17 protein-coding genes and 1 tRNA gene are annotated in these 22,534 nt (G+C 61.3%); 4 read left to right on the top strand and 14 right to left on the bottom strand.

Going from position 1 to position 22,534, the window contains the following annotated elements:
* Positions 1–129 precede the first annotated feature (129 nt).
* From pqqF to AB1N67_RS22620, 4 genes are all read right to left on the bottom strand, one after another.
* On the bottom strand, positions 130–2,448 hold the full coding sequence (gene pqqF / locus AB1N67_RS22635) for a pyrroloquinoline quinone biosynthesis protein PqqF (protein ID WP_367863399.1): 2,319 nt from the start codon (positions 2,446–2,448) through the stop codon (positions 130–132).
* A gap of 84 nt (positions 2,449–2,532) precedes the next feature.
* Positions 2,533–3,327 carry a carbon-nitrogen hydrolase family protein gene (locus AB1N67_RS22630; RefSeq protein ID WP_367863398.1) on the bottom strand — a complete coding sequence of 265 codons (795 nt, stop codon included), beginning with the start codon at positions 3,325–3,327 and terminating at the stop codon, positions 2,533–2,535.
* Positions 3,328–3,341: 14 nt separating this feature from the next.
* On the bottom strand, positions 3,342–5,024 hold the full coding sequence (locus tag AB1N67_RS22625) for an NAD(P)/FAD-dependent oxidoreductase (protein WP_043210361.1): 1,683 nt from the start codon (positions 5,022–5,024) through the stop codon (positions 3,342–3,344).
* 208 nt (positions 5,025–5,232) lie between these two features.
* Entirely contained in the window at positions 5,233–5,694 is a 462-nt protein-coding gene (locus AB1N67_RS22620; RefSeq protein ID WP_070571947.1) for an Lrp/AsnC family transcriptional regulator, read from the bottom strand.
* A gap of 156 nt (positions 5,695–5,850) precedes the next feature.
* On the opposite strand from AB1N67_RS22620, the gene AB1N67_RS22615 reads away from it, so the two are divergent.
* A complete protein-coding gene (locus tag AB1N67_RS22615) occupies positions 5,851–6,399 on the top strand; it encodes a serine acetyltransferase (RefSeq protein WP_043210363.1) in 549 nt (182 codons plus the stop codon).
* 10 nt (positions 6,400–6,409) lie between these two features.
* On the opposite strand, the gene AB1N67_RS22610 is transcribed toward AB1N67_RS22615, so the two are convergent.
* The 6 genes from AB1N67_RS22610 to rpsU form a co-directional block, all read right to left on the bottom strand.
* Positions 6,410–7,186, bottom strand: a complete 777-nt coding sequence (locus AB1N67_RS22610) for an LPS biosynthesis protein (protein ID WP_043210365.1) — start codon at positions 7,184–7,186, stop codon at positions 6,410–6,412.
* A 106-nt stretch (positions 7,187–7,292) separates the two neighbouring features.
* Positions 7,293–7,369: transfer RNA gene (locus AB1N67_RS22605), tRNA-Ile, on the bottom strand.
* Between the two features lie 15 nt (positions 7,370–7,384).
* On the bottom strand, positions 7,385–11,128 hold the full coding sequence (locus AB1N67_RS22600; protein ID WP_043210367.1) for a bifunctional diguanylate cyclase/phosphodiesterase: 3,744 nt from the start codon (positions 11,126–11,128) through the stop codon (positions 7,385–7,387).
* A gap of 123 nt (positions 11,129–11,251) precedes the next feature.
* Complete coding sequence (rpoD, locus tag AB1N67_RS22595; protein WP_043210369.1) at positions 11,252–13,105, bottom strand: RNA polymerase sigma factor RpoD; 1,854 nt, start codon at positions 13,103–13,105, stop codon at positions 11,252–11,254.
* A gap of 67 nt (positions 13,106–13,172) precedes the next feature.
* A complete protein-coding gene (gene dnaG / locus AB1N67_RS22590; RefSeq protein WP_090346221.1) occupies positions 13,173–15,155 on the bottom strand; it encodes a DNA primase in 1,983 nt (660 codons plus the stop codon).
* Between the two features lie 285 nt (positions 15,156–15,440).
* Complete coding sequence (gene rpsU, locus AB1N67_RS22585) at positions 15,441–15,656, bottom strand: 30S ribosomal protein S21 (RefSeq protein ID WP_003255575.1); 216 nt, start codon at positions 15,654–15,656, stop codon at positions 15,441–15,443.
* Between the two features lie 206 nt (positions 15,657–15,862).
* On the opposite strand from rpsU, the gene tsaD reads away from it, so the two are divergent.
* Positions 15,863–16,888 carry a tRNA (adenosine(37)-N6)-threonylcarbamoyltransferase complex transferase subunit TsaD gene (gene tsaD / locus AB1N67_RS22580; protein ID WP_043210373.1) on the top strand — a complete coding sequence of 342 codons (1,026 nt, stop codon included), beginning with the start codon at positions 15,863–15,865 and terminating at the stop codon, positions 16,886–16,888.
* Positions 16,889–16,911: 23 nt separating this feature from the next.
* Here tsaD and plsY read toward each other — a convergent pair whose 3' ends face one another.
* A complete protein-coding gene (gene plsY / locus AB1N67_RS22575; protein WP_043210374.1) occupies positions 16,912–17,481 on the bottom strand; it encodes a glycerol-3-phosphate 1-O-acyltransferase PlsY in 570 nt (189 codons plus the stop codon).
* A 74-nt stretch (positions 17,482–17,555) separates the two neighbouring features.
* Between plsY and folB the strand changes: the two genes are divergently transcribed.
* Positions 17,556–17,912, top strand: a complete 357-nt coding sequence (gene folB / locus AB1N67_RS22570) for a dihydroneopterin aldolase (RefSeq protein ID WP_367863397.1) — start codon at positions 17,556–17,558, stop codon at positions 17,910–17,912.
* On the top strand, positions 17,903–18,421 hold the full coding sequence (gene folK, locus AB1N67_RS22565; RefSeq protein ID WP_043210376.1) for a 2-amino-4-hydroxy-6-hydroxymethyldihydropteridine diphosphokinase: 519 nt from the start codon (positions 17,903–17,905) through the stop codon (positions 18,419–18,421). The genes folB and folK overlap by 10 nt, the downstream gene beginning before the upstream one ends.
* An 85-nt stretch (positions 18,422–18,506) precedes the next feature.
* Here the strand turns inward: folK and AB1N67_RS22560 are convergent, their stop codons facing one another.
* From AB1N67_RS22560 to AB1N67_RS22550, 3 genes are read right to left on the bottom strand one after another with little or no spacing between them, the layout of a single operon-like run.
* Complete coding sequence (locus AB1N67_RS22560; RefSeq protein WP_367863396.1) at positions 18,507–19,634, bottom strand: multifunctional CCA addition/repair protein; 1,128 nt, start codon at positions 19,632–19,634, stop codon at positions 18,507–18,509.
* Between the two features lie 56 nt (positions 19,635–19,690).
* Positions 19,691–21,259 carry a SpoVR family protein gene (locus tag AB1N67_RS22555; RefSeq protein WP_043210380.1) on the bottom strand — a complete coding sequence of 523 codons (1,569 nt, stop codon included), beginning with the start codon at positions 21,257–21,259 and terminating at the stop codon, positions 19,691–19,693.
* Positions 21,256–22,527 carry a YeaH/YhbH family protein gene (locus AB1N67_RS22550; RefSeq protein ID WP_043210382.1) on the bottom strand — a complete coding sequence of 424 codons (1,272 nt, stop codon included), beginning with the start codon at positions 22,525–22,527 and terminating at the stop codon, positions 21,256–21,258. The genes AB1N67_RS22555 and AB1N67_RS22550 overlap by 4 nt, the downstream gene beginning before the upstream one ends.
* Positions 22,528–22,534 lie beyond the last annotated feature (7 nt).

Here is a 22,534-nt window from a genome sequence, read left to right as displayed (position 1 = left end):
CTTGTTTGGCGCCGCCTTGGGGAGGAGGTTCCATTGACTGAGATTGCGCTATCTTACAAGAAAAATTTGTACCGAAAGGTTAATTATTCGAAAAGTGCCGTTGCAGTCTCCGTAACAATCCGGCTGGGTTCAGTGCCAACTGGCATCCGGCGCCGGGGCGTTGGCCAGGCACACCCAGCCATGCTCGGCTGTCAGCAGGGCCTGCCTGAGCCGATCCAGATGCATTTGCTCTGTCGTCAGGATAGACCGCCTTAGCGCAGCAAGATCGTCGGCTTGTATAGCCAGGTGTGTCTGCCATGCCCATTGCGCGACATCGCCATTGTTCATGGCATTTTCTTCAAATTGAGCGGCGAGGTTTTCGCGGGCTTGCACGTCGAGCGGCAGGTTCTGCCCGAGCAAATGCAGGATATGGTCGAGGATCTGTGCATGGCTGGCCTTGGGCGACTGCACGCCGAAGAGCAGCCCGCAGACACCTTCGACCTGACGAAAGGTACTGAACACGGCGTAGCCCAACTGCAATTCGACTCGCAGACGCTGATAGTACGGGCCTTGCAGCAAGTGGGCGAGCAGACGGCCAGCGGCTTGCTGGTGCGCGGGCAGTGGGCAGAACAGCAACAGCGCCGGTTCGCTGCCTGGGGTCTGTAGCGCATGCCAACGACGACCCATGAGCGATGGAGGGGCATGGCGCGTTTCAGGCGTGCCCATCACTCCCTGCAGTGCTGCAGCCAGCGCTGACTGCTCGGCCGCGGCGAACCCCACCGCCAAGCCCTGCCAGCGAGCGGTTTGCCAGAGCACGTCAAGCGAGGCTTGGTCCAGCACTGTGTCATCGGGCTGTCGAGACGGGTCGTGCCGGATCGCATCGGGCAGGGCCTGAAGCAACGCGCGGATCGGAACCAACGCAGGCTTGGACGCCGATGGTGATATCCAGTCATCCACGCCAGGTCGGCGTAGCAGCGGGAGGGCTTCGTCGAGTGCGCGTATCACCGCTTGTGGTGCACCTGCGCAGTGCAATTGCCAGGCATTGCCGCTCGCCGTGAAATCCAACTGCAATGACGCCCGCTTGGCGCGTTCGACCAGCGGCTGTAGCGAATGCTCGAGCAGGGGTTGGAAGCGCTGGCCCAAGGGAGAGCTGACGTGCCAGTGCAGGTAGAGCGCGGCAAAGCGGCGTGAAGCGGGCAAGGCATCGCTGATCGCGAGGCTCGCGGGCAGGGCTACGCGCGCATGGCGAGGCAGGGTTGCCAGCAAAAGGGGGTCCGCGGGCGCTAGTTGCCAGTGGCCATGGTCGCGGTGCGGCAGGCTGTCCAGCAGCGTGCGCAAGGCCGCGAGGCCCTGCTCGTCAAGGTGGCGAAAGGGCAGACCTGTGCTATCCCGGCGCGCCAGTTCCAGAGCGCTGGCCGTGTATGCGCGACGTTGCTGCAACTGGGCATGTGTGCGGTTCAGTGCGTTGTGATCGGTCTGGCGCAGAAAGCCCAGCCAGCCTTGGAGCGAGGCCAGGATCTCATCTTGCGAGGCGTCTTCGCTTACCTGTAGCTGGGCGCTCCAAAGCAACTGCCCGGCATGAACATAAAGGGGCTCGGCCTTGAAGCTGCGCAGCCAGCCGCGCTGGCGCAGATAGGCCAGCCAGCCGCCAGGCCGGTTGTCGCCCAGACAGGCGAGCAGCAACTCCAGGGCGGCTTCGGTGCCCTCGGGCAGATGCTCGTGGGCAAACAGCAGGTCGAGACGATCATCGACTCTGACAGCGGCCGGCTCCGCACGCTGCAAGAGCCTCGGCGGCAGGGCTTGCGCGGTGGGATCGCCAGAGGCCAGCAACAGGCCAAAGCGAGTGCCCAACGTTTGAAGGTCATCCAACGACTGGGGCCCGCACAGGCTGAGCACCATTTGCCCGCCGTGGTAATAGCATCGATGGAAGTCGCGCAGCGCCAACTGGAATGCTGGCGCCTGTATGGCCAGTGTGTATCGATTGCCAGCGTGAAAGCCGCCCAGCGGATGTGCAGGGGCTGCGCTCTGCAGCAGGGCGAAATGCCGTTGGGCTTGCCGGTTGCGCGCCCAGGCGATGAACTCTGCATGGATCACTTCCCGCTCACGGCGTTGGCGCTCGATGCTAAGGTCAGGTTCCGCCAGCATCTGGCACAGTCGCTCAAGGCCACCTGCCAACGCGTGGGGCGGGACTTCGAAGAAAAAATCGGTGGTGCGTTCGCGGGTACTGGCATTGACCTGACCGCCCAGGCCCTGCACGTAGCGCATCAGGCCATCTGCCAGGGGAAAGCGCTCGGTGCCGAGAAAGAACAAATGTTCGAGAAAGTGCGCCAGCCCAGGCCATTGGGCTGGAGCGTCATGGCTTCCAGCATGCACCCGGATGGCCGCGGCAGCGCGTTTGAGGCGCGGGGCGTGGCGCAGGGTGAGCTGCAGGCCATTGGAGAGGGTGAGGTGGCGGGTGGCGTCAGGCATGGCGTAATCCTAACGCATCGGCCGGCCCTGAGCTGCAGGCGTGGGCCTGCTTAGTGCCAGGCCGCATCCGGCCCCTCGCAGGTTTCAGGTGTTACGAAGATGCAGCTCGCAGCGCAGGTCGGTCAAATAAGGAAATGCCTTGCGCCCTTGCTCCACGCATGCGTGGTCAAGGTCCGCCACCAACTGGCATTCCTCCTGGCCGGCCATCGCCAGAACGCTGCCGTCCGGCCCGATGATGCTGCTTTGGCCGCAGTAGTGGATCTCACCCTCGGCCCCGCAATAATTGGCATAGACGAGGAAGCACTGGTTTTCCTGTGCCCGCGAGCGCACGGTGACCTGGCAAGTGAAGTCGTACGGCTGCATGTTGGCCGTCGGCACCACGATCAGTTCGGCGCCGCCCAGCGCCAGGCGCCGGGCGTTTTCCGGGAACTCGATGTCGTAGCAGATCAACATACCCAGCCTCCAGCCCCCCAGCTCGACCACTGGAAAGTGATCAGGGCCTGGGCTGAACATCGAACGGTCCAGTTCGCCGAACAGGTGCGTCTTGCGGTAGTTGCACAGGCTGCGACCGTGGCTGTCGATCAACTGCACGCTGTTGTACAGCGCGCCATCCTCGCCTCGCTCCGGATAGCCATAGGCGATGGCGATGCGATGGGCCTGGGCGATATCGACCACGCTCATGGCCGACGGGCCATCGTTGGGCTCAGCCAGGCGCTGTACGGCGCCCAGGCCGATGTTGTAGCCGGTCAGGAACATCTCCGGGCATACCAGCAACTGCGCGCCGCCAGCGGCGGCCAGTTGCGCCTGCTGTTGCAGGCGCTCGAGGTTGCCGGGTACGTCCAGTGGCCTTGGCGCGCCTTGGTACAGGGCGATGCGCATGGTGCGTCCTCGTGTCAGTCCGGCAGGGCGATCGGGCCGAGGTCATGGAAGACATCGCCTGGGCCCGGGTTTTCAGGATGGGTCTTGCCGCCGAAGTGGTTCATGATACCCCACACCGCATTCAGCGATGTCTGCACCGCGCCTTCCACCCAGGCTGGGGTCCACGACACATCGTCGCCAGCAATGAAGATGCCGCGCTGCTCGGCAGGCATGTCCTGCTGCATGAAGTGCGCGTACATGCGCTGGTTGTAGCGGTAGTGCCCTGGCAGCGCGCCTTTGAAGGCGCCGAGGAAGTACGGGTCGGCCTCCCAGGAGATGGTGATCGGATCGCCGATGATATGCCCCGCAATATCGGTTTTCGGGTAGATCTTCTTCAGAGCATCGAGGGCCAGCTGCACACGTTTTTCAGTCGGGTGCGGCAGCATCTTCAAGGCATCGCTCATCCACGCGTAGGACAGGCAGATGACCCCCGGCTTGTCGTCGCCGTTATCGAACAGGTAGGTCCCACGGGTCAGGCGGTCGGTGAGCGTCATGCTCATCAGATCGCGCCCGGTTTCCGGGTCCTTGTCCTTCCAGAACGGCCGGTCGACCATGACGAAGGTTTTCGACGACTGCATGTAGCGGGTGCGGTCCAGGGCCATCCACATCTTTTGCGAGAACAGCGACTCCTCGCAGTCGATCTGGGTGGTCAGCAGCCAGGTCTGGCAGGTCGCGAGCACTGCGGCGTAATTGCGGGTATCGCCCCAGGTATCGGTGACCGCCAGGCTGCCATCGGCCGCTCGGTGGATGCGCTTGACGCCGCCGCGTGGCGCGCCGCCATGCAGCGAGCTCAGGCTGGTGCCGGCTGGCCAGTGGGCGCAACGCTCGGGTACGTGACGCCAGATGCCCTGAGGTACTTGCTCGACGCCGCCGACCACCAGATGCTGATGGTCGTCGCAGTTGGTCATCACCACGCGGAAGATTTCCAGCATCGAGTTGGGGAAGTCCGAGTCCCAGCCGCCCGTGCCGAAACCGACCTGACCGAAGACTTCGCGGTGCTGGAAGCTGAGCTTGGCGAAGGAGCGCGAGGTGGCGACGAAATCATAGAAGGTGCGATCGTCCCACAGCGGAACCAGGGTGTTCCACAGCTCTTTCAGGCGCGGTACATCGCGGTCACGGATGGCTTGCTGGATCTCGCTGAACTGGGCGCCGCTTTCCAGAGCATCGGCCCAGGCATCGGCCACTTCCTGGAACAATGCCGGCAGGTCGGAAATCTTCTCGGCGTAATAGGTCTGGCCTTCCAAGTCGATGACCGTGCTGCCGGAGGCTGGGGTCAGCGGGTTGGGGAAAGGTTTGGTTTCCAGACCCAGTTTGTCGACATAGTGATAGAACGCCGTGGACGAGACCGGGAAGCGCATGCCGCCCAGTTCGGCGACGATGCCGTCAGTGCCGTTGAAGGCCTGCGAGCGCAGACGCCCACCCAGTTTCGAGGCTTCGTACACCACCGGCTTGAGGCCCAGCTTCATCAGCTCGTACGCCGCCACCAGACCTGCGATGCCGCCACCGACGATCGCCACTTCCTCGCCATGACGCTCGGCCGGGATGCTGCCCAAGCCAGCCGGGTGCTCCAGCCAATCGTCAAAGCCGAAGGGAAAGTCCGGGCCGAAGATGGTGACAGGTTTCTTGCCGTCGACGGGGTGGCGGTTTTTCTTGTTCATGTGATGACCTTGCCAGGGAGGCTACGCAGAAGGCGGAGCCTGAGTATAGAAAATGTCTGGAGGCCATTTTATGAAGCGGGACGTTCGTAATTAAGGTGCAGAGTGGCGTCGTTATGTGAAATTTGTCGTCTTAATGACGGCTTGGGCATGCAGAGTGACGAGTGCTGATCGCCAGGGGCAAGCTCGCCTTGGTTACGAGGCTGAATGATCAGCCCGGTTGGCCCCGGTCGACCTTGCTGCTGAGAATGATGGAAGTCGTGGTTTTCTCGACCCCTTCGAGACTGCCGATCTGATCGAGCAGCTGGTCCAGTTGTTCCGGCGAGTCGCTGCTCAGCCAGGCCACGTAGTCGAATTCGCCACTGACCGCGCACAGCTGCTGAACCTGGCCCATGGCGCTGAGGCGGCGCACGATGTCTTTGCCTGAGCGCGGCTGTGCCTTGATGCCCACATAGGCCTGCAACCCCCCTCCACGCATCCGCTGGCCCAGACGCACACCGTAGCCTGTGATGATCTTGCCCTTCTCCAGCCGCTCCAGGCGGGAATTGACGGTAGTACGGGCAATACCCAAGTGCCGAGCGAGGGTGGCGACGCTTTCCCGGGCGTTGATCTGCAGCAGGGAGATCAACTGGCGGTCGATTTCGTCGAGGGTGATGGAGCGAGCGTCGGGCATGGCGAATCTCTTTGATAGGCGGTTCAGCGGGGTGGGAGTGCTGTGCAGGAGGAAAAGTGCCTGCCTGGGCCGCCTTTTATCATAAGAGCGCAGCCGCTATGCTGACCAGCAGTTGGGAAGAGGGATAATCTTGGAAATGGTCAAGCGGGGCGGAAAGTGAGTTTTGAAGAGTTGCTCGAGTGCTGGCGTGCAGAAGTGTCAAACAAGAAAAAACCAGGGCGCCGTGTCAGTTTGTTTTTCAATATTCTCAGGCGTGCACGCCGAAACAATAAGCTGCGCTATTTGTTGTGGTTTCGTTTCGCCCAATACCTTCATCGAAAGAAAGGGCTACGCGCAGCTTATGCTCGCCGGCTCAACCAGCGTTTGAATCTCAAGTACGCTGTCGACATAAGTCTGGACGCTAGCATTGGACCAGGGCTGCGAATTGCCCATTTGCCGGGTATCGTCATCAGCGGCTACGCCCGGATTGGTCGGAATTTGTTCATTCGCCAGAACAGCACCATTGGGATAAAGACCCTTGGCCTAGAACGTTACCAACTGGAAATTGGTGACAATGTGAGCATTGGTGCCAATAGTTGCATCATTGGCGATACGCTTTCCATCGGCGACAACGTGACCATTGGCGCGATGTCGTTGGTCAATAAAAGTGTGCCTGCCAATAGCATTTATTACACGCAGCGCAGTGGCGTTCTGGTCGAGAAATGAGCTTCAGGCGTCAGATCATCGATCTGAACGCCTCGATGCTGATCTTCGGAATGACTTCATGGGGAATTCTGGAGTTGGCCGAAAGGTTATAGACCTGGAACTGCTCGCTGACGACTTGCCGTGCGGCGAGCTCGAAGGAGGGCAGAATCCGGCCTTCGAAATGTTGATCCAACCCACACGGTGATTTACGCGAGTCGTCATTTTCATAGAAGCGGGCGACAGCCTGATGCAAGTCGACGCCTAAGAGAAACACACGCGAGAACCCCAAGTGGTAAGCAATCTGCAGCGCAAGGTACGCAACCGTCCGGGCGTCGAAATAGCCGTGTTCGAGATTTTTGCTGAAGCCGAGGGAGCGCACTCGCTTATTCAGACTATTGCGGTTGCGGATCAGCACCGGATCATTGTCGATCATGCGTTGAAGAAAAGTGAGATTCCTGGCTTTTTTCAGAAAATACACTTCACCCTTCGGCTGCCGTTGAAGGCGTTCGTATTGATCCTGCCAAATCGCTACCCGTTGGCTCTTCTCCATCGCCAAAGCGAACAGCTCCGGTTGTTGGCGCGCGAATCCCTTATCAGAGCATACGTAGAAGAATGGGCGTATACCGGCCTCGCTCAATAGCGTGATCGAGCCATTCATCGCAATGACTGGTATATGGGCAAATTCGGTGATCGGGAAATTTTTCGCCGACGCCCCGGATGCCAAGATAATGACCGCCCCTTCTGCGATATTTCGGCAGGCCCCGAATTCCCGAAGGGAAGACGTAGGGCTGGGGGTGACTGCAAGCATGCATAGAGTTCCGTCTGGTAGGCGCATTCGATGTTACATAATCTTGGGAGCACCAGCCAATCACCCAGATAGCAAAAAGCCGCGCAATGCGCGGCTTTGTCGTATCTGGTGGGCCCACACGGACTCGAACCGTGGACCAAAGGATTATGAGTCCTCTGCTCTAACCAACTGAGCTATAGGCCCCAGAGGTGGCGGGGATTATAACGAGGGTTTGAGGTGGGTGCCATCTGAAAGATCTGATAGTGCTATGCGAAGGAAGGTGGCAGCGAATTCCTCCGCAGGCAGGGGCAGGCTGACGATGTAGCCCTGAATCTGTTCGCAGCCTTCGCAGGCCAGAAAGTTTTGCTGCGCCTGGTTCTCGACACCTTCGGCAATGATGGTCAATTGCATGCTGCGTCCCAGGGCGATGATTGCGCGGGTGATGGCGACGTCATGGGGATCGCTGGGCAGGCCGCGAATGAATGACTGATCGATCTTGAGAATGTCCAGGGGTAGACGTTTGAGGTAGCTCAGGGACGAATAGCCGGTGCCGAAATCATCGATGGCCAGTTGCACGCCGAGCGCCTTGAGCTGATGAAGGATGGCCAAGGCTTCCTCGGCCTGGCTCATGATGAAGTTCTCGGTGATCTCCAGCTGCAGGTCCCCGGCCTTGAGCTGGTAAGTCTTGAGCAGGTGTTCTATGCGTCTGGCGAGGTTGGGCTGGCGCAGCTGGGCGCCGGCGAGGTTGATCGACAAAGGGCCAAACGGCTCGTAGGTGCTCTTCCATTTGTACATCTGCCGGCAGGCTTGTTCCAGCACCCAGTCGCCCAACTGCAAAATGGTGCCGTTCTCTTCGGCCAGGTGGATGAACTGCTCTGGCGGGACGTCGCCTAGGGTGGGGTGACGCCAGCGGATCAAGGCCTCTGCGCCAACCAGGTTTTGGGTCTTGAGGCTGAACTTGGGCTGAAAGCACAAGCTCATTTCGTTGCGCTCGATGGCCCGACGCAGTTCGTGTTCCAGAGCGATGCGCTCGCTGGCCTGGGCGGTCAGGTCGCGGGTATAGGCCTCGACCCGGTTGCGGCCCTTGGCCTTGGAGCGGTACATGGCCGCGTCGGCGTTGCGAATCAGGTTGGCGACGTCGGTGCCATCCTGTGGATAAAGGCTGATGCCGATGCTGGCGCTGGTGAAGAACTCATGTTCACCGGCCTCGAACGGGGCATGGAAGCAGGTCAGCAGCTTGTTGGCGATGGCGCTGGCATCGCTTGGGCGATGCAGGCCGGGCAGGAGGATGATGAACTCATCGCCACCTAGCCGCGCCACGGTGTCCAAGTCGCGTACCTGCTCTCTCAGGCGTTGGGCGATGCCTTTGAGCAGTAGGTCGCCGACCGGATGGCCGAGGCTGTCGTTGATGTGCTTGAAGCGGTCCAGATCCAGAAACAGCACCGCACCCTGTCGGTTGGCCTCTTGCGGGCAAGTAAGGGCGGCCTGCAGGCGCTTTTCGAACAGCGCACGGTTGGGTAGGCCCGTCAGCGGGTCGTGGTGGGCCTGGTAATCGAGCTTGGCTTGGGCGAGCTTGAGGCTGGAGATATCGGCGAACACAGCCACGAAGTGGGTGATCTCATGATCGCGGTTGCGCACGGCGCTGATGGTCAGCCAGCCGGGGTAGAGCTCGCCATTCTTGCGCTTGTTGTAGATTTCGCCTTGCCAATGGCCTTCGGCAGTCAGTTGATGCCACATGGCCGCGTAGAACGCGCTGTCGTGCTGCCCGGACGCGAGCAGGCGTGGGGTTTGTCCAAGGGCTTCGATCTCGCTGTAGCCGGTGATCTCGCTGAAGGCGCGATTGACGGCACTGATGCGCTGGTCGGGATCGGTGATCAGTACCCCTTCGGCGGTGTTCTCGAACACAGTGGCGGCCAGTTGCAGTTTTTCCTGCATCAGATGGCGCTCGGTGATGTCCCGGGCGATGGTCAGCATGCAGTCGGTGCTTTCGATCGGCAGCGGCCTGGCGGAGAGTTCACACAGGCGGATCTGCCCATCGCTGCGTCGGATATGACAACTGAAGTCACGCACGAAACCGTCGCGCTGCAATTGCTCGATCAGGCGCTTGCGCTCGTTGAGATCGACCCAGATACCCAGGTCCAGGGAGGTCTGGTCCATGGCTGGATTGATGTCATAGCCGGTGAGGCGGCAGAACCCTTCGTTCACTTCGAGCAACAAGCCGTCGCTCTGGCGCGACAGCAACAGGCCGTCGGGGGAGGCATGGAAGGCCTTGGCGAACTTTTCTTCGGAGGTCTGCAGTTGTCGCTGGGTTTCCTTCAGTTGGCTGATGTCGCGCACCGCCACGACCATGGCCCGGGTGCCGTCGAGGTCGAACGTCTCGGCCGAGGTCAGGCCGGTGAACACCTGGCCGTTGCTGCGGCGAAAGCTCATTTCCAAGTTGCGGATGCCGCCTTGCTGCAGGCGCTCGAGCAGAGCGGGGCCGGCGCCAGCCAAGGCCCACAGGTCTAGTTCGGTGGCGGTGCGACCGATCACCTGGCCTGGGCTCAGGCCGATCTGTTCCTCGAAGGCTTCGTTGACTTCCAATAGGCAACCGTCGCTATGGCGAGCAATCACCAGGATGTCCGGGCATTGCTGGAACACCGAGGCGAACTTCTGTTCCGACAGGCGCAGGGCATCTTCCGTACGTTTGGTTTCGCTGATGTCGATCATCAAGCCCCGCAGCAACGGGCGGTGGCCGTGTTCGATCATGCTGACGATATTGCGTACCCAGAGGGCGTGGCCGTCCGCGCGGATCACTCGATAGTCGAGGCTGTGGTCGCGCCCCGCGGCGGTTTCGCTGTCGCAATAGGCCTGGGCCCAGAGCGCGTCCTCAGGATGCAGGATGCTGCGCCAGAAACCGGGGCGCAGCCAATCACTCAAGGGGTAGCCGAGCAGGTCTTCGGCATGGGGGGAGACATAACTGTATGTGAAGTCGTTGGCATCGGCTTCCCAGGCGATGGCGGACAGGCTTTCGACCAGGCTGCGGTAGTGGTACTCGCTGCTGCGCAGTTCCTGTTCGAGGGCGATACGCCGCGAAATTTCTGAACTCAGGCGCCGGTTGATGCGAATGACCACCGCCAGACCGGCAAGCAGCAGCAAGACCGCAGGCAGGCCGTAGATCAGCATGTCACTCCAGAACGACCGCTGGTCGACGACGTTCCCGACCCAGCGTTGCTGGATGTGGCTGATTTCTGCCGTGGTCATGTCGGCCATGACCTTGTCGAGAAGGCCGACCAGTATCTTGTTGTCCTTCTGGGCCGCCATGGCCAGTTGATAGCGATAGGGCGTCTCACCGCTAACGTACAGGCCGTCGAGCTTGAGCTGACGCAGGGCCCAGATGCTCGAGGCGAGGTCCCCGACCACTGCGTCCACTTCATCTGTCGCCAGGGCCTGAAGGGAGGAGCTGACGTTGGGCAGTGCCACCAGGTTCAGGTCCGGGTGGTGAGTGCGCAGCAGCTCATGGGGGGCGTAGTTTTCAACCACGGCCACCTTCAGCCCATACAGGTCTTCGAGGGTGCGGGGCTGTGGGCCGCCCTTGTGTGCCAGGATGACGATGGGGAAGTCCAGGTAGGGGCGGGTGAAGGCGAGGTATTGCTGGCGTTCGGGCGTCGACATGATGCCGGGGAGCAGGTCGATGCGTTTTTCCCTAGCCTGCTGCAATACCTCGGTCCAATTGCTGGGCTCGATCGGTTTGAGCGATATGCCCAGACGCTCCTGGATCAAGGCAACGTAATCGGCGGCCAATCCCTGGTAACGGCCTTCCTGGTCGCGAAACTCGAAAGGCGGCCAGGAGGCATCGACGCCCAGGCGCACGTGTGGGTGAGCGCTGAGCCAGGCTTTTTCTTCATCAGTCAGGGTCAGGGCGCCGGCCGTTGCGTTCCACGCAAGCAGGATTAGCAACAGAAGGGCCGGCACAAAGGACATAGCGGCCTCTCATTCAGGTGGTCTGAATCGAGTGTAGACGGGCAATGGCCGAGGGGAGAGGCGATCAGTGGGGTTTGTCGCGTGCCTGAAAAGAAAAACCCCGGCCTAGGCCGGGGTTTGTCATCACTCGTCGAGGAAGGAGCGCAGGTGCTCGCTTCGCGTCGGATGGCGCAGCTTGCGCAGCGCCTTGGCTTCGATCTGACGGATCCGCTCGCGGGTCACGTCGAACTGCTTGCCTACCTCTTCGAGGGTGTGATCCGTGTTCATGTCGATACCGAAACGCATGCGCAGCACTTTGGCTTCGCGTGCGGTCAGACCGGAGAGCACGTCACGCGTGGCTTCCTTGAGGCTTTCGACCGTGGCCACGTCGATCGGGGACTGCATGGTCGAGTCCTCGATGAAATCGCCCAGATGCGAATCTTCGTCGTCACCGATCGGCGTTTCCATGGAGATCGGTTCCTTGGCGATCTTCAACACCTTGCGGATCTTGTCCTCAGGCATTTCCATGCGCTCGCCCAGCTCTTCCGGCGTCGGTTCGCGACCCATTTCCTGCAGCATCTGGCGGGAAATACGGTTGAGCTTGTTGATCGTCTCGATCATGTGCACCGGAATACGGATGGTGCGTGCCTGGTCGGCGATCGAGCGGGTGATCGCCTGGCGGATCCACCAGGTGGCATAGGTCGAGAACTTGTAGCCGCGACGGTATTCGAACTTGTCCACCGCCTTCATCAGACCGATGTTGCCTTCCTGGATCAGGTCCAGGAACTGCAGGCCACGGTTGGTGTACTTCTTGGCGATGGAGATCACCAGACGCAGGTTCGCCTCGACCATTTCTTTCTTGGCGCGACGGGCCTTGGCCTCGCCGATCGACATGCGACGGTTGATTTCCTTGATCTCGGCGACGGTCAGGCCGGTTTCGTTCTCAAGGTCGATCAGCTTCTGCTGGCAGGCGACGATCGCAGCGTCTTTCTCACCCAGGGCGGCAGCCCACTTGGTGTTGCGCTTGGACAGGTCACCGCTCCAGGTCTGGTCGGTCTCGTTGCTTGGGAACAGGCGCAGGAAGTCGGCACGAGGCATGCGTGCATCACGTACGCACAACTGCATGATGGCGCGTTCCTGGGCGCGCAGGCGATCCAGTGCACTGCGCACGCGCTCGACCAGAACGTCGAACTGCTTGGGTACCAACTTGATCGGCATGAACAGGTCTGCCAGGGCCTGGAGGGCTTCGATGCTCTCCTTGCCGCTGCGCCCGTGTTTCTTCAGGATCTTGCCGGTGATCTGGAGCTGGTCGGCGACGGCGCCGAAACGCTGGCGGGCGACTTCTGGATCCGGGCCGCTTTCGCCCTCGTCCTCGCTGTCGTCGCTGCTTTCTTCGCTCTCTTCGTCTTCGTCCTCTTCTTCCTTGGCAGCTGCGGCCTTGGCGCCCGGGATCGGGACTTCTTCGGTCGGCGCGGCAATGTTGTCGTCAGGGTCGATGTAACCGCTGAGGACATCGGACAGACGGCCACCTTCGGTGGTGACACGATCGTATTCGCTGAGGATGTAGTCGACAGTCCCCGGGAAATGGGCGATGGCGCCCATGACTTCGCGAATGCCTTCCTCGATACGCTTGGCGATCTCGATCTCGCCTTCGCGGGTCAGCAGTTCGACGGTACCCATTTCGCGCATGTACATGCGCACCGGGTCGGTCGTGCGGCCGATATCGGTTTCGACTGCCGCCAACGCTGCGGCGGCTTCTTCGGCTGCGGCTTCGTCGGTGTCGGCTTCCGCCAACAGCAGGGCATCCGCATCCGGAGCACTCTCGAATACGTTGATCCCCATGTCGTTGATCATGCGGATGATGTCTTCCACCTGTTCCGGATCTGAAATATCCTCAGGCAGGTGGTCGTTGACCTCCGCGTAAGTCAGGTAGCCCTGCTCACGACCGCGGGTGATCAACTCTTTGATACGAGATTGCTGTTGCGCTTTTCCGGACATAACACCCTATCCACTGAAGGTCTTGGCGGGCAAAAAACAAGCCGAGGATTATACCCGAGCATGGACCTCACGCGCCAGATGAGGTCGGGGTTTGTGCGGGAACATTCCGGCTCAGCAGTGCGAGGAGCTGCGATTTTTCCTCGGTGCTCAACTCGCTTTGACGTGCTTTCCTGAGCAGATGTTCCAGGCTGCGCTCGCGTTGGCGGGCGGACAAGCTAGTTATAGTGTCGAAAAACTGTTGTTCAAGGTTATCGGCATCGATCAGCCATTCCTTTTCCGCCAGAGCCCGCAGCAGGCGGCCTTGTTCGGTGCCGTGCCAACGTGCGATCAGCTGCATTGAGCTTAGCTTAGGATTCTTCTGCGCGGCCTCGATCAGTGCGACCAACAGCTGGCTGTAGATATGCTCTTCGTCGGCAAAATGGCTGGCATCTTCCACCTTTCCGGCCAACAACGGGTAATGCAGCAGGGTGCGCAGGGCCGACAGGGTCGGCGGCTCGACCGGGGCGGGGACACGCGGTGGTGCTTCGCCGCGCTGGCCATCGCGTTGCCAGGGTTTGCCGCCTTTTTTGTCCCAGGGCTTGCCATCCCACGGTTTCTTTGCGCCCTTGTTCGGGGTCCATGGGCGCTGCTCCTGCTGGGCGGGCGCGTAGTCGGGCTGATGCGCGTCGCTGTAGTCAGGGGCGTAGCTGGCCATGGCGTCGTAGTCATAGCCTGGGTCGTAATCGGGCACGTTGGGTGCCGGCGCGTGCTGTGCCAACTGCTCGACCTGCTGAGGGTCGAGACCGGTAATTTCCTTCAAGCGATTGCGCATGAGCTGACGCAAATTGGCGCCCGGAATCTTTTCGATCAGCGGTGCAGCCAATGTAGCCATGTGCGCCTTGCCTTCCAGCGACCGAGGGTCCGCCTCGTTGCTCAGTTGCTCGAAGAAGTAGTCCGCCAGCGGTTGGGCGTGCTGGTTGATGCGGGCCATGAAAGCGTCGGTGCCTTCGGCGCGGACCAGGCTATCCGGGTCTTCGCCCTCGGGCAGGAACAGGAAGCGCGCCCGGCGCCCATCCTGCAGGCTGGCCAGTGTGGACTCCAAGGCGCGCCAGGCAGCCTTGCGACCAGCCTGGTCACCGTCGAAGCAGAACAGGACACTCGGCACCACGCGAAACAGGCGCTTGAGATGTTCCTCGCTGGTTGCGGTGCCGAGGGTTGCCACCGCGTTGCGCAGGCCTTGCTGGGCCAGGGCGATGACGTCCATATAGCCCTCGACCACGATGATCTCATCGAGGTTGCGGTTGTGCTTTCGCGCTTCGAACAGGCCGTAGAGTTCCTGGCCTTTGTGAAAGACCGGGGTTTCCGGGGAGTTCAGGTACTTGGGCTTGTCATCGCCCAGGACCCGGCCGCCAAAGGCGATGACCCGCCCCCGGCTGTCACGGATCGGGAACATCACCCGGTCGCGGAAGCGGTCGTAGCGCTTGCCGCTCTCGGCGTTCTCGATCAGCAGGCCTGCGTCGATCATCACTTTCTGTTGCAGGCTATCGGCGCCCAGGTGTTTGAGCAGGTTGTCCCAGCCCGGCGGCGCGAAGCCCAGGCCGAAGTCGCGGGCGATCTCGCCGGACAGCCCGCGGCCCTTGAGGTAGTCCACCGCTGCCTTGCGGGTCGGGTGAGCGCGCAGGGCCTGGCGATAGAACTCGGCAGCGGCCTCGAGCAACGGGTAGAGGGGTGAATCGGTGGGCTGACGGGGCTTCTGACCTCGGCGGCCTTCTTCTCGCGGCACTTCCATGCCAGCGGCGCGTGCCAGTTCTTCCACGGCCTGGGGGAAGTCCAGGTTGTCGTGGTCCATGACGAAGCCGAGCGCGTTGCCGCCAGCGCCGCAGCCGAAGCAGTAATAGAACTGTTTGTCTGGGCTGACGGTGAAAGAGGGGGTTTTTTCTTTGTGGAACGGGCAGCAGGCGGAGAGATTCTTGCCGGTTTTCTTCAGTTGGATACGCGAACTCACCACATCGACGATATCGGTGCGGTTGAGCAGGTCATCAATGAAGCTTTGGGGAATCAGCCCGGCCATGGCAGTCTCGTCATCTGGCAGCTGGCAAGTCTAATCGCTACGCGCGGGTTAGGGGCGAGTAGTGCGGTGCGGGAAGTATGAGAAAAAATGTGCTCGTCAGCCACGGAGGGCTCGTCAGTCAGGACGTGCACGACTGGTCGAGGACCAGCTCTGACGTGTTCAGGCAGGTTGCCCCGGAGTTGTTGCGAGGGGCGCCTCGGACGTGAATCTGAGGATTGAAACAACCGCTGCCATCAACCCGGCACAGGGCCGGGCGGGGCAGAAGCTTTGCGTAGAACGTCTGTATTAGTACAGACGAACGGCGCGGCGCTGTTCGCGCTGAACCTTCTTGGCGTGACGCTTTACAGCGGCAGCAGCTTTGCGCTTGCGCTCGGCAGTCGGCTTCTCATAAAACTCGCGGCTACGAACTTCAGCCAGTACACCGGCTTTTTCGCAGGAGCGCTTGAAACGACGCAGAGCTACGTCGAAGGGTTCGTTCTCTTTAACTTTGACGGCTGGCATCCAGGGCTACCTTCATTCATTACCGGGGTAGACGTGCTCCTGGCAAAACAAAAAGGTGTGCTGGAGAACGTCGGTTTTCAAGGGTTGCGGATGTTAACCCTTAGCTGGCCGGAATGCAAAGCCTCTGATCGAAAACCGCTGGTCGGCATGGGGTACGAGGACTATCATGCGCGCCTTCGAATTCAGCCTCGACAAGGCACGGACCCATGCTAGTACTGGGATTGGAAACATCCTGCGACGAAACCGGCGTCGCATTATACGACAGCGAACGTGGCCTGTTGGCCGATGCGCTGTTCAGTCAAATCGACCTGCACCGCGTCTATGGCGGCGTGGTGCCGGAGCTGGCCTCGCGTGATCACGTCAAGCGCATGCTGCCCTTGATCCGCCAGGTACTGGCCGAGGCCGGCTGTGTCGCCACCGAGATCGATGCGATCGCCTACACCGCTGGCCCCGGGCTGGTCGGCGCGCTGCTGGTCGGCGCTTCCTGCGCCCAGGCGCTGGCGTTCGCCTGGGACATCCCGGCGATCGGCGTACACCATATGGAAGGTCACCTGTTGGCGCCCATGCTGGAAGAAACCCCACCAGAGTTCCCGTTCGTCGCTTTGTTGGTCTCCGGCGGTCATACCCAGCTGGTGCGGGTCGATGGCATCGGCCAGTACGAGCTGCTAGGCGAAAGTCTGGACGATGCGGCAGGCGAGGCGTTCGACAAGACGGCCAAGCTGATCGGCCTGAATTACCCCGGAGGCCCGGAAATCGCCCGTCTGGCCGAAAAAGGCGTGCCGGGCCGCTTCGTGTTCCCACGGCCGATGACCGACCGCCCAGGCCTGGAGTTCAGCTTCAGTGGTCTGAAGACCTTCGCCCTGAATACTTGGCAGCAATGCCGGGATGCCGGCGATGATAGCGATCAGACCCGCTGCGACCTTTCGCTGGCGTTCCAGCAGGCGGTGGTCGAGACGTTGACCATCAAGTGCAAGCGCGCGCTCAAGCAGACTGGCCTCAAGCGCCTGGTCATCGCCGGTGGTGTGAGCGCCAACAAGGCCTTGCGCGCCTCGCTGGAAACCATGCTCGCCAGTCTCCATGGCAACGTTTACTACGCACGTCCCCAGTTCTGCACCGACAACGGCGCGATGATCGCCTATGCCGGTTGCCAGCGGCTGCTGGCCGGGCAACGCCAGGACCTGGCGATCAGCGTGCAGGCGCGCTGGCCGATGGAGCAGTTGTCGGCCTTATGAGGCGGGGTGTTGCCGGGCAGGCGTTAGAAATGTCGTTCGCGCCCGGCAAACAGGTCGCGTAGATTGCTGCGGTGGCGCCAGACGATGAGTACTGTAAGCACGGTGATTGGCAGCAGTGCCTCAGGTTCGCGCCAGGCCAGCAATGGCAGTGTCAGCGGTGTGGCAATCAATGCGGCGAGGGAACTGGTGCGGGTCAGGTAGAAGGTCAGCAGCCAGGCGGCGATGGCCAGCAAGGCGGCCGGAAAGTACAGGCCCATGAGCATGCCGGCTGCGGTGGCCACGCCCTTGCCGCCCTTGAAGCAGAAGTAAAGCGGGAACAGATGACCGATGACCGCGCATAGGCCGATCCAGGCTTGCTCCTGAAGGCCGAGGCCGGCCAGTTGGGCGAGCAGCACGGGCAACAGCCCCTTGCACAGGTCGCCGAGCAGGGTCAGGATCGCCAGCTTGCGGCCCGCCAGGCGTAGCATGTTGGTCGCGCCGGCGTTGCCTGAGCCGCTCGAACGCGGGTCCGGGCTGCCGCTGAGGCGGCTGAGGACGATGGCGAAGGACAGAGAGCCGAGCAGGTAGGCAAGCAGCGCCAATAACCAAAACATGCTAACTATTCCGGGCGAGGACGCCTTGATTCTAACGGCGCCAGTCGCCCTTGTCGTGCTGTGGAGAGAAGTGCTTGGACAGAGTGTTCATCGAAGGCCTGGAAGTCGAGACCGTCATCGGTGCCTATGACTGGGAGCGGGATATTCGCCAGTGCCTGCGCCTGGACCTGAGTTTCGCCTGGGACAACCGCCCGGCGGCAGCAGGCGACGACCTGAACCTTGCCCTGGACTACGCCAGTGTGAGCGCGCGTATTCAGGCGTTCGCCGAGCAGTCGCGCTATGAGCTGGTGGAGACCTTCGCCGAACGCTTGGTTGCGGCGCTGATGGAAGAGTTCAACATCCCTTGGGTACGCCTGAAGCTGACCAAGCCCGGCGCCGTGCCGGCTGCCCGCGGTGGTGTTGGCGTGGAGATTGAGCGCGGATGTCTTTGAGCACGGTTTACCTGGGCCTGGGCAGCAATATCGACCGGGAGGCGCACCTGTGCGCCGGGCTCGATGCGCTGGCGAGCTTTCTGCAGGGCATGCACTGCTCTCCAGTGTTCGAGAGCCAGGCGGTGGGCATCAAGAGTGGGCCTTTCTATAACCTGGTGGTGACCGGCAAGACCGACTTGCCGCTGCTGGAGCTGGACCGTCGGCTCAAGTTCATCGAGGCGGACAATGGTCGCTATGCGCCTGAGCGCAAAGGCCTGCCGCTGGATATCGATGTGCTGATGTATGACGACTTGTTGGGGACGTTCAATGGCTTGGTGCTACCACGGGCCGAGATTCTGAAGAACGCGTTCGTGTTGTGGCCGCTGTCGCTGATCGCGCCGCAACTGGTGCATCCCGGTGAAGGCAAAAGCATGGCTCAGCTGTGGCAGGAGGCGCGGATCGAGCAGGTGCTGGCGCCGGTACCGTTCGAGTGGCGCGGGTTGCAGCTGACGCCACTGCAGCCGATCTGAAGCCATCTGCGTGGGAGCGAGGGCACCCGGTGAATGCGGTATTAACCCAGCGCTCATCGTTGCGCCCGCTCCCATGGCCAGCCATTCAGCGTTGCCTGTAGGCCTCAAGCGCCGTCAGCCGGGCCTCCTTCAGCGCCTCGCCCAGAGCCTGTCCGGTCAGGCCTTTTTCCACCAACCCCTTCACATCGACCGCCTTGGCCACTGCTGCCGCGCCGCGTAGGTAGTCAGCTTGTGGATAGGCCTGGTTCTCGCCTCGGCTTCGCGCTTGTGCCTGGCAGGCGGCGATGAAGTCCTCCAAACGCTGGGGACGACGGTACACATCGAACTTCTGCAGTAACTCCAGAAGCTCAGCAGCGCTCAGTTCCAGAGCACCATGGCACAGGGTTTGGCATTCCACGACCAGCAAGGCTAGTTCCTGGGACTCCCGGGGCGCCTTGAACCGCCGGTTGAGGGCCTTGGCCTGGTCCAGGTCGGTAAGTTCATGCAGCAGGCAGGCCCAGCGTACGTGGAGCGGTAACTGCTCGCCGGCGGCCTGTTCCAGTGCTTGCAGGGTATGGCTTTGCTGCTTGTCCAGCAGTGCGTCCACCTCTGGCATCAGGACCTTCAGGGCGCCGCAGTCGCGCAGCACCTGGATGAATACCTGGGGTTGATCCTCCATCAGCGCGCGCTCTATCTCCTTCCAGCTGCGCTCGGCGGTAAGCGCCTGCAATTCGCCGGATGCGCTGATCCGGCGCATCAGCTCGCGCGTTTCGTCGGCGACCCGAAACCCCAGCGGCGCATAGCGGGCGGCGAAGCGGGCCACCCGCAGTACGCGCAGCGGATCTTCGGCGAAAGCCGGAGAAACATGACGCAATAAGCGCTGATCCAAATCCTTCTTGCCATGATAGGGATCGTACAAATTGCCTAGTTCGTCTTCGGCCATGGCGTTGATGGTAAGGTCCCGGCGGATCAGGTCCTCTTCGAGGGTTACATCGGGGCTGGCATGGAAGGTAAACCCACCATAACCCCGCCCGCTCTTGCGTTCGGTACGCGCCAAGGCGTACTCCTCGCCCGTGCGCGGATGAATGAACACCGGGAAATCAGCCCCGACCGGGCGGTAGCCCAGGGCCTGCATCTGGTCGACCGTAGCGCCGACTACCAGCCAGTCGATATCGCTGACCGGGCGCCCGAGCAGGCGGTCGCGTACCGCGCCACCGACTTTATAGATCTGCATGAAAAACCTCCGTGACTGCCGACAGGATACCCTGTCGACAGCTACGGAAGGGGGCTCTAGAGGTGGTGGACCACTGCCAGGTCCATGCGACCGTACTCTCCCGCTTCGCTCTGGTCGCCCCGGGGAGGCATGTGATGGGTCTTCATGACTTGGTCGCCTTGCACGGTTTCCAAGTGGATATCGAAGCCCCACAGGCGATGAAGGTGCTTGAGCACTTCCTCGGTGGAGTCGCCCAGCGGCTTGCGATTGTGCTGCTGGTGGCGCAGGGTCAGGGAGCGGTCGCCGCGACGGTCGATGCTCCAGATCTGCACGTTGGGTTCGCGATTGCCCAGGTTGTACTGGGCGGCCAGTTGCTCTCGGATGATCCGGTAGCCAGCTTCGTCGTGGATCGCCGGTACCAACAGGTCGTCGCGCTGGTCGTCATCCAGGATGCTGAACAGCTTGAGGTCTCGTATCACCTTGGGCGAGAGGTATTGCAGGATGAAGCTTTCGTCCTTGAAGCTGCTCATGGCGAACTTGAGGGTGGAAAGCCAGTCGCTGCCGGCGATGTCAGGGAACCAGCGACGATCTTCTTCCGTAGGGTGTTCGCACATGCGACGGATGTCCGTGTACATCGCAAAACCCAGAGCATAAGGGTTGATACCGCTGTAGTAAGGGCTGTCGAAGCCCGGCTGGAACACCACGCTGGTGTGCGACTGCAGGAACTCCATCATGAAGCCTTCGGTCACCAGGCCTTCATCGTAGAGGTCGTTCATCAGGGTGTAATGCCAGAACGTCGCCCAGCCTTCATTCATGACTTGGGTCTGTCGCTGCGGGTAGAAGTACTGGGCAATCTTACGCACGATACGCACCACTTCGCGCTGCCAGGGCTCGAGCAGCGGCGCGTGTTTTTCGATGAAATAGAGGATGTTTTCCTGCGGTTCGGCGGGGAAGCGCACATCATCGCGTTCATTGCCTTTTTCCGAACCCTTCGGGATGGTGCGCCACAGGTCGTTGATCTGCCGTTGCAGGTGCTCCTCGCGCTCTTTCTGCCGCCGACGCTCTTCCTCGGCAGAAATGGGGTAGGGGCGCTTGTAACGGTCGACGCCGTAGTTCATCAGGGCGTGACAGGAATCGATGAGGTCTTCGACGGCATCGATGCCGTGGCGCTCCTCGCATTGGGCGATGTACTGCTTGGCGAACACCAGGTAATCGATGATCGAGCTGGCATCGGTCCAGGTGCGGAACAGGTAGTTGCCCTTGAAGAAGCTGTTATGGCCATAGCAGGCATGGGCGATCACCAGCGCCTGCATGCACATGGTGTTTTCTTCCATCAGATAGGCGATGCACGGATCGGAGTTGATCACGATCTCGTAGGCCAGGCCCATCTGGCCACGGCTGTAGGACTTCTCCGTGCTGAGGAACTGCTTGCCGTAGGACCAATGGTGATAGCCCAGCGGCATGCCGACGGAGGCATAGGCGTCCATCATCTGCTCGGCAGTGATCACCTCGATCTGGTTGGGGTAGGTGTCCAAGGCGTAGCGCTCGGCCAGGCGGCTGATTTCGCGGTCATAGGCCTGGATAAGCTCGAACGTCCACTCGGACCCGGTGGAAATGGGTTGGCGTCTCTGCTCTCTGGCGGTCATGTGGCTAACCTGCGCTGGAAGAGTTCACGGAAGACCGGGTAGATATCACCGGCCGATACCAACTGCTGCTGGGCGAAGGTATCTGGGAAAGCCTCGCCGATGCGCTCGTATTCATACCAGAGCGCCTGGTGTTCGCGAGGAGTGATCTCGACGTAAGTGTAGTACTGCACATGCGGCATGATCTGCTTGGAGAGGATGTCGCGGCAGATCGGCGAGTCGTCGTTCCAGTTGTCGCCGTCCGAGGCCTGGGCGGCATAGATGTTCCAGTCGCTGGCCGGGTAGCGTTCGGCCATGATTTCCTGCATCAGCTTGAGTGCGCTGGAAACAATGGTGCCGCCGGTTTCACGGGAGTAGAAGAACTCTTCTTCGTCCACCTCGCGCGCGCTGGTGTGGTGGCGAATGAATACCACCTCGATGCGATCGTAGTTCCGCTTGAGGAACAGGTACAGCAGGATGAAAAACCGTTTGGCGATGTCCTTGGTGGCCTGGGTCATGGAGCCGGACACGTCCATCAGGCAGAACATCACCGCTTTGGAGCTGGGGTTGGGCTGCTTGACCAGCAGGTTGTACTTGAGGTCGAAAGTGTCGAGGAAGGGCAGGCGGTTGATGCGTGCCTTGAGGCGTTCAATTTCGGCCTCGGTGGCCTGGATATCGGTGAAATTGTCCGGCTCCTCGACCTTGAGGCGGGCGAGCTCAGCCTGGGCCTCGCGTAGCAGGGCACGGCTGCTGCCGGTCAGGGCAATACGCCTGGCGTGGGCCGAGCGCAGGGTGCGGACAATGTTGATGCGCGAGGGGTTACCTTCGTTGGCGATGCCTGCACGCACGGTCTTGAAGGTGTCGGCGCCGGTCAGGTGACGCTTGACCAGGTTAGGCAGTTCCAGGTCCTCGAACATGAATTCGAGGAATTCTTCCTGGGTGATCTGGAACACGAAATCATCCATGCCCTCCCCGGAATTGCCGGCCTTGCCGCGGCCGCCACCCCCTCCGCCACCCTGTGGCCGGGGGATATGCTCGCCTGCGGTGAACTCTTTGTTGCCGGGGTGGATGATGGTCTGTTTGCCGCCACGACCATGGTGCAGCACGGGTTCGTCGATATCACGACCCGGAATGCTGATCTGCTCGCCATGCTCCATGTCCATGATGGAGCGGCGGCTCACGGCCTCTTCGACGGCTTTCTTGATGTGCTCACGGTACCGCCGCAAGAAGCGTTGGCGGTTGACCGTGCTCTTGTTCTTGCCGTTCAGGCGTCGGTCGATTACGTAGCTCATGGTCCCT

This window comes from Pseudomonas guariconensis, assembly GCF_040822035.1.
In the GTDB taxonomy this organism is placed as follows: domain Bacteria; phylum Pseudomonadota; class Gammaproteobacteria; order Pseudomonadales; family Pseudomonadaceae; genus Aquipseudomonas; species Aquipseudomonas guariconensis.
This window is presented reverse-complemented; position numbering and strand designations above follow the sequence as displayed.

What these genes read in the sequence shown, in the direction of transcription:
- rpsU (WP_003255575.1), bottom strand. Translation starts at nt 15,656, where the DNA reads ATGCCAGCCGTCAAAGTTAAAGAGAACGAACCCTTCGACGTAGCTCTG.
- AB1N67_RS22625 (WP_043210361.1), bottom strand. Translation starts at nt 5,024, where the DNA reads ATGAACAAGAAAAACCGCCACCCCGTCGACGGCAAGAAACCTGTCACC.
- AB1N67_RS22620 (WP_070571947.1), bottom strand. Translation starts at nt 5,694, where the DNA reads ATGCCCGACGCTCGCTCCATCACCCTCGACGAAATCGACCGCCAGTTG.
- plsY (WP_043210374.1), bottom strand. Translation starts at nt 17,481, where the DNA reads ATGTTTTGGTTATTGGCGCTGCTTGCCTACCTGCTCGGCTCTCTGTCC.
- AB1N67_RS22555 (WP_043210380.1), bottom strand. Translation starts at nt 21,259, where the DNA reads ATGACCGCCAGAGAGCAGAGACGCCAACCCATTTCCACCGGGTCCGAG.
- AB1N67_RS22610 (WP_043210365.1), bottom strand. Translation starts at nt 7,186, where the DNA reads ATGCTTGCAGTCACCCCCAGCCCTACGTCTTCCCTTCGGGAATTCGGG.
- AB1N67_RS22560 (WP_367863396.1), bottom strand. Translation starts at nt 19,634, where the DNA reads ATGCAGATCTATAAAGTCGGTGGCGCGGTACGCGACCGCCTGCTCGGG.
- pqqF (WP_367863399.1), bottom strand. Translation starts at nt 2,448, where the DNA reads ATGCCTGACGCCACCCGCCACCTCACCCTCTCCAATGGCCTGCAGCTC.
- tsaD (WP_043210373.1), top strand. Translation starts at nt 15,863, where the DNA reads ATGCTAGTACTGGGATTGGAAACATCCTGCGACGAAACCGGCGTCGCA.
- AB1N67_RS22600 (WP_043210367.1), bottom strand. Translation starts at nt 11,128, where the DNA reads ATGTCCTTTGTGCCGGCCCTTCTGTTGCTAATCCTGCTTGCGTGGAAC.
- AB1N67_RS22630 (WP_367863398.1), bottom strand. Translation starts at nt 3,327, where the DNA reads ATGCGCATCGCCCTGTACCAAGGCGCGCCAAGGCCACTGGACGTACCC.
- AB1N67_RS22550 (WP_043210382.1), bottom strand. Translation starts at nt 22,527, where the DNA reads ATGAGCTACGTAATCGACCGACGCCTGAACGGCAAGAACAAGAGCACG.
- rpoD (WP_043210369.1), bottom strand. Translation starts at nt 13,105, where the DNA reads ATGTCCGGAAAAGCGCAACAGCAATCTCGTATCAAAGAGTTGATCACC.
- folK (WP_043210376.1), top strand. Translation starts at nt 17,903, where the DNA reads ATGTCTTTGAGCACGGTTTACCTGGGCCTGGGCAGCAATATCGACCGG.
- dnaG (WP_090346221.1), bottom strand. Translation starts at nt 15,155, where the DNA reads ATGGCCGGGCTGATTCCCCAAAGCTTCATTGATGACCTGCTCAACCGC.